Genomic DNA, 6,066 nt, shown 5'->3' on the forward strand with positions numbered 1-6,066 from the left:
ATAATTGAGAGGCTAGAACTTTTGTCCCAGACTCCTGGTTGGGCTTTTTGATATATCATTCATATCTCTTCTATATGGAAGTTAAATGTCTTTTCCTAAAAAGTATGATAAGATAGAACTTAAAATGAATTGTTAGAGGAGGAACGTATTATGGATAAAGTTCAAATTAAGTCCAGTCCAATAGAAGCTCAGGCTGCTATTGGTGAATTACTTGGTCTAGATGTATCTCAGAAAGAGAACAAACAAGTCGAGTTTAGTTATTCTTCTGGTATTACAGGGATGGAAAATGGTAAAGAAGTAACCAATCAAATGCTTGAAGCAGTTGGAAAATTTAGTGAAGCTGTTTTAATTCAGGCTAATAAATTTCCTCAAATTGCTGAAACAATGGAAAAAAGAGATATTGAGCAGGCTCAACGTTGGAGGAGTTAAGTCTAGTGAAACAAGACATTAATGAAAAAGAGAGAGATAGACTATTTCACCAAATAGTTCAACTCGAACATGAAGAAGATGAACTTCGTAATTTGAAAAAACGTCATGAACAATCTTTGGAGAATTTTATAGAGCAATTTAGAAACATTTCTATTAATGCAGAACAAAGACTATCAGTAAATCTACAAAATCAAGGATTCATCCAAGAAACGAGAGAGCTAGAATTGAAAGTTGAACAATATGTGAATAATCAGATTGACGGCTTTGATTATGAAGCAAAGAAATTATTAAAAGATATAGACATGAAAAAAGAAAAGTTAATACATGAAAGGAATAGTCTACCATGGGAATAAAGTATAGTCCTTCAGAGTCAAGTTCATTGATTGAGGCAATGAATAGTAATATTGAGATTGCAAATGAAATAACAGACAGACTCTCTAGTGGTAGTGATCATTTAATTTCTGTCCTTGAATCAGGTAAATTACAGGGTGCAGCATACACTGCAGGGAAAAATCTATTTTCAGAGATCATCATTCCATCAATAAAAAAACTTCAATCAGCTATAGATGACATTCAGACAGAGTTGTCCTCATATAAGAGTGCAGATGCCGTCATTTCAGGATTTGGCGAGTTAGATTTAGATGATTTGAAAACTCAGAAAGAAACAAGAGAAAAACAGTTAGCAGAAGTAAAATCACAGATAAGGGAAAACGAAAAACTTCGGAGTATAATAGGTGCTTTAGGAACTGGAAATTTGGGAAATCATATCTCAAAAAATAATGCCTTACATGAGTTGGAATACCAATTACAGATGGGGATTGACGAACTGAAAGACAAAATTGAGAAGTTAGAATGGTTTGTGTTGCAGGTTTCTCAATATTTCAGTGATAGCCTACAAGTTTTATTCTTAGCCATCCAAGGTGCCACACAACTAAGTAAGATTATTGTTGATAATAATGGTAACTACTATGTAGATGGTGTAGACATGACTTGGTTTGATAAAATGAAGGAGCAGAAGATTGAGTCTGTAAAATACAAATCTTCGAAGGAAGATAATGAGTTTTATAAAAAATATCAGAATATTTTAATCAAGTTAGAAAGTGGAAAAGAACTTACTGAACAAGAATTCCAAACTCTAGAAACTTTTGTTAGACACCATACTCAAGCTCAACTACCTAAGATTGTGACAGAAAAATTGAAAGTGGAGGCTGCCAATAGAGCTAATCCAGAGAAACTTAATGAAAAAGTTGAGAAAATTAAAAATAGTAATGGAGATTTGAATAAAAAAGCTGATCTAATTGTGAAAACTTATGAAGATTATCTATTTTATAATAATAAAGAAGCTTTTGAAGAATATTGGAAGAAGAGAAAGGAGTTAACAAAAGATAAAGATTGGAAAGATGTTGATAGCAAGATTAAAGATACTATTGAGGATAATCTTAATGTTGAATTAAAAAAATCAGGGATAGATATAAGGAAAGTATCTAATAATCTAGCTGATGATATTTTATCTATTCATGAAAGAGACATGAAACAAAGAAACTATCTAATTAACGAAGGTAGAAAAGTATGGAAAAGTCCTGGAGATGATATAATGATAAATTCAGCAGATTTGACACAGGTTGGTATTGACCTTACTGATTTTGTAAACTTGGTAAAAACTGGAAAACCTTTAGATTTAAAGAGTAGAAATTATAATGATGAACTTGAATTTTCACTTTGGTCACGTAAGTGGGAAGGTAACTTAAGAGATGATTATTTAGGGAACTATCTGTTTGGATATGTGGCAAAAGGGTATTTAGGAATGGATGATGAGCATATCAAAGATTATGCAGGTTTAGCTCAATTGGCCTCAGATAAAGATGTTGTTAAATTTTTCAAAAATAAATCAAATGGGAATTTTGGTGATAATGAAGGAGATGCTTCTGCAATCCAAGATGGTATAGATTCATATGAGGAGAATAATAAGTGAACAACAAGAGAAAACAACTGAATAAATGGAATCTAGGATGTTCAGGATTGGTTATTATTGTAACAATTGTATTTACATGTTATATTTATTTGTACTTCAAAAATGCGAGTTACACCTTGAAACCAGGTGATTCCATAGTTTTAAAAGTTCCAACCTCAAAACAAAAAGAATTTTCCCCAAAATTATATCTATCTAAGATTTCCGGAGGGAAATTAGAATTATCTGGGAGATCCTCATGGTGGCAGAAGGGAGAAGGAAGTCTTGTAGGGACTAACTATGATGTTTTGAAGCAAGAAATTAGTGAAATCTACTCATCATCAAGTAATATTCCAACAAAAGTAATAAAAAATGAACCAAATAATAGTATATATTTATCAAAAGAAGGTATCGTTCTTCAATCTAAAGAATCTTGGGAATTTGAGATTCCAAACTCAAAACAAATAAAAATAACAAATATTTCAGACAGAGACATTAGATTTGAAGCGCAGGTGACAGGTGAATAGAGGGTGTTAGAAAAGTAAAATGAAGAGAAAACGATTATTTATTTCAATTTTTATAGCCTTGTGTTTATCTTTTGGTAGCTTTCAGTATTATAAATATCAGCGGATTCACAATATTTTTGATGAAATATACTATGAGGAAAGTGATTATCATAATTATTCTTTTCTCTGGAATGGTAGAGCTTTTTATCAGTTAAAAGGTTTAAAAATTGTCGATAATGATTCTCAAGAAATTTCCATTCATTCTATTGACTATGAAAGTGAAGATTTACCAAATGATATTCAATTTCTAGGTTATTATTTTTATTTTGGATTTCAAGGGATGACAAAAGTTGGGGTAGAAATGCGTTTGAGAATTCCAGATACAGAGACAACTATAAATGTAGAGTACCTGTACGATGTAAACAATCAACAATTAGAACGTTTTATGTGGTATCAGGATGAGAAACATGTGAGATATTATCATCAGTCTCAAGTGGAAGCATTTCTTGAGAAACATGGAAAGACTGTTGAAGACATTCGCAAGGAAGCAGATGACGTACTCCGTAATAAAGTCCTGAAAGATTGGACCTCCATCTACTCCAGCCGCTTTAGCACTAAAAATTGGGGCGATGTAACCGTCAAGGATATTTGGAGAGATGATTTATCGAAGAACTAGAAAATAAGTTATTTCTTTCATAACAGAAAAAGCGAGCTTTGTCATGAAGCTCGCTTATTTGTATGCATAAAAAATTGGGTTAACTCTAATTATAGACAAGCCAAAAACCATGTAAACCATGGCTTTTACTGTTAACGCTAGTTGCCCGCTACAGATGCTATTTCTATAACGTCTCCTGCAGAGCTTGGGCTAGGATGCGGTAACCGGCCACACTTAAGTGGAGGCCATCTGTCGTATAGGCTTCTGCTAACTGCCCCACTTCATCCAATAAAGACGAATACACATCGACATAGCCGACCTGGTGGTAGACTTGTGCCAATTCTCTGTAGGCCTGATTGAGGGCCTGAATTTTTTCATTGGACCGGATAGAGACTTTCTGCTTGTAGCGCTCTTCTTGACTGACTGGTAGAACCGAGATCAGGTTGATTTTCGTCAATGGAAAATCCCGCATGATCGCTTGTAAGACCGCTTCTACATTGTCTGAGGTTTCCTTTTGAGGAATTTCTTTTCCAATATCATTGGTCCCGATCAAGAGAAAGATCTGATCCACCGCCGTTCCAAAGACATGGGCGTCTAGATGCGTTCGAAGGAGATCTGTCCGATAGCCACGCACCCCACGATTGACCATGTATTTCGGACTTTGGAGTAGTTCATGGATAGGGAAATACTCTACAATAGAGTCTCCGAGGAAAATCAAGCCTGGCTCCTTCAAAGAAGCTTGATTGAGCTTTCGGTAAGTCATTAAAATATTCTCTTGCTCTTTTGTGAGTTGTGGAAGCATCTAGTTCTTTCCTTTCACTTGTTCCCAGGGCGTCAATCCCAGATACTCTTCAATCACTTGGTAGACACCGCCTTCTTGATGGCTCGGTGCTAGGTGTTTGGCAACAGCCTTGACAGCTTCTTCTGCATTGGCCACAGCATAGGAGTGACCCACCATTTCAAGCATTTCGATGTCGTTTCCGCTATCCCCAAAGGCCATGACCTGGCTGGCATCAAGCTGCCATTTCTCCATTAATTGAGCCAATCCCCAGGCCTTGTGAATGCCTGCTTGTAAGAGATCCATGCTCCCAAAACCGCTCGAAACCGCCATGAGCTGATCTCCAAAAGCCTGCTGGACTTCCTGACTCACATGATCAATACGATCCAAGCCAACCACCAAGCTCATTTTAAGCACCTGGTCAAACAAATCGGCTGTCAATTCCGGAACAAACTTCATTCGCTTGTACAAGGCTTCAATCACTTCCGGCTGCATGAATTTTTCGACTTCTGTAAAGACCGTTCCTGCCTTGGCAAAGCCCCCATTGACAGCTGATACGACCAACTGATCTGAAATTTCCCGGCCCTTAAAATAAGCAAGAACCGCCTCCACCAATTCTCGATCCCAGAATTTTCCTAAAACCATCTGGTCATTCTCAAAAATCCGAGCTCCGTTGGCGACGACCAAGGTCACCCGCTTGACCAAGGGGCCTAAAAGCTGGCGCATGCGATGGATTTCATTTCCCGTCGCAATGACAAAGCGAATCCCTTTTTGATCCAAGTGGTCCAACAGCCTTTCCAGACGCGGAAGGTCCACCTCTCCTCGTTCATCTAATAAGGTTCCATCCATATCTGTTGCAATCAACTTAATCATACAATCTAACCTTTTCCCTTTCATAGGGTGCAAACTATCTGTTCCCATTATACCACAGATCAAGCAAGTCAAAACCACCCGTGAAAACAGGTGGTTTCCTTTTAGTCTAAAAGTTGCTACTAAAGACCAAGGGATATCATGAATATAATCCCTTTTCTACACTTTCCTGAATCAAGTCTTCCGTCAGTTTCCATAATTCTTCGGATTCACTTTTTATGAACTTTTTCTTTTCTAATACTATATCTGCACTAATATTATCAGGATTATAATGTAATTCTGAAACTTCCAAGTGATTAATCAATGGAACCAATGCATCGATCACTCTTGCATATCTTGCCTCAGCACTCTGACCTTTTTCAAATTCCAACCAAGAATTTTTCATTTGTAAATATTTTTCTTCTGGAAGGATACTCATTGTTTTTTCTATAGATTCTAGCTCTCTATCATGAGAATGAAGCTTTTTTTCATCATCAAACACCCAAGTATCTCCAGCATAAATCTCACCTAAATCATGAATCAGTAACATAGAAATCACTTTTTCCATATTCAATTTTTCAGGATAATAATCTTGAAGAACCATCGCAGCTATGGCACCCTGCCAGGAATGCTCGGCACTATTTTCAAACCGTCCATCAAGGGTTCTATTAAACCTTGTTACCGACTTTAATTTCTCGATTTCTTTAATAAATTCAACTGTCTGATTCAAATCACTCATGGCGACTCCAACCTCCCTATTCGAAATTACGACTATCATACCAAAAATCAGGGTCTCCATAAATGAATTCCCATATTTGCAAAAAGAAAATTTCCCTCTTTTTCGGAGCATCTTCATTTTTCTAACAAGACTACAAGGACAAGTAAAAAAGAGAGTGGGACA

At 36.3% G+C, this 6,066-nt stretch carries 8 protein-coding genes; 5 read left to right on the forward strand and 3 right to left on the reverse strand.

Going from position 1 to position 6,066, the window contains the following annotated elements:
* Positions 1-150 precede the first annotated feature (150 nt).
* From BTU61_RS05685 to BTU61_RS05705, 5 genes are read left to right on the forward strand one after another with little or no spacing between them, the layout of a single operon-like run.
* The gene (locus BTU61_RS05685) at positions 151-429 is read left to right on the forward strand and encodes a TIGR04197 family type VII secretion effector (RefSeq protein WP_200772718.1); all 279 of its coding nucleotides are present in this window, start codon (positions 151-153) and stop codon (positions 427-429) included.
* A gap of 5 nt (positions 430-434) precedes the next feature.
* Positions 435-782, forward strand: coding sequence for a cingulin (locus BTU61_RS05690; protein WP_244967033.1), 348 nt, complete (start codon positions 435-437; stop codon positions 780-782).
* Positions 773-2,401: a polymorphic toxin type 44 domain-containing protein gene (locus BTU61_RS05695; protein WP_200772720.1), complete on the forward strand. Its 1,629-nt coding sequence runs from the start codon at positions 773-775 to the stop codon at positions 2,399-2,401. Before BTU61_RS05690 ends, BTU61_RS05695 begins: the two co-directional genes overlap by 10 nt.
* Complete coding sequence (locus BTU61_RS05700; protein ID WP_200772721.1) at positions 2,398-2,904, forward strand: hypothetical protein; 507 nt, start codon at positions 2,398-2,400, stop codon at positions 2,902-2,904. The genes BTU61_RS05695 and BTU61_RS05700 overlap by 4 nt, the downstream gene beginning before the upstream one ends.
* Positions 2,905-2,923: 19 nt before the next feature.
* On the forward strand, positions 2,924-3,559 hold the full coding sequence (locus tag BTU61_RS05705; RefSeq protein WP_200772722.1) for a TipC family immunity protein: 636 nt from the start codon (positions 2,924-2,926) through the stop codon (positions 3,557-3,559).
* A gap of 163 nt (positions 3,560-3,722) precedes the next feature.
* Here BTU61_RS05705 and BTU61_RS05710 read toward each other — a convergent pair whose 3' ends face one another.
* The 3 genes from BTU61_RS05710 to BTU61_RS05720 form a co-directional block, all read right to left on the reverse strand.
* On the reverse strand, positions 3,723-4,340 hold the full coding sequence (locus BTU61_RS05710) for an SGNH/GDSL hydrolase family protein (RefSeq protein WP_200772723.1): 618 nt from the start codon (positions 4,338-4,340) through the stop codon (positions 3,723-3,725).
* Positions 4,341-5,189, reverse strand: coding sequence for a Cof-type HAD-IIB family hydrolase (locus tag BTU61_RS05715; RefSeq protein WP_200772724.1), 849 nt, complete (start codon positions 5,187-5,189; stop codon positions 4,341-4,343).
* A 136-nt stretch (positions 5,190-5,325) separates the two neighbouring features.
* Positions 5,326-5,904 carry an HD domain-containing protein gene (locus BTU61_RS05720; RefSeq protein WP_200772725.1) on the reverse strand — a complete coding sequence of 193 codons (579 nt, stop codon included), beginning with the start codon at positions 5,902-5,904 and terminating at the stop codon, positions 5,326-5,328.
* Positions 5,905-6,066 lie beyond the last annotated feature (162 nt).

It is taken from the genome of Streptococcus lactarius, assembly GCF_016642265.1.
GTDB classification, from domain to species: domain Bacteria; phylum Bacillota; class Bacilli; order Lactobacillales; family Streptococcaceae; genus Streptococcus; species Streptococcus lactarius.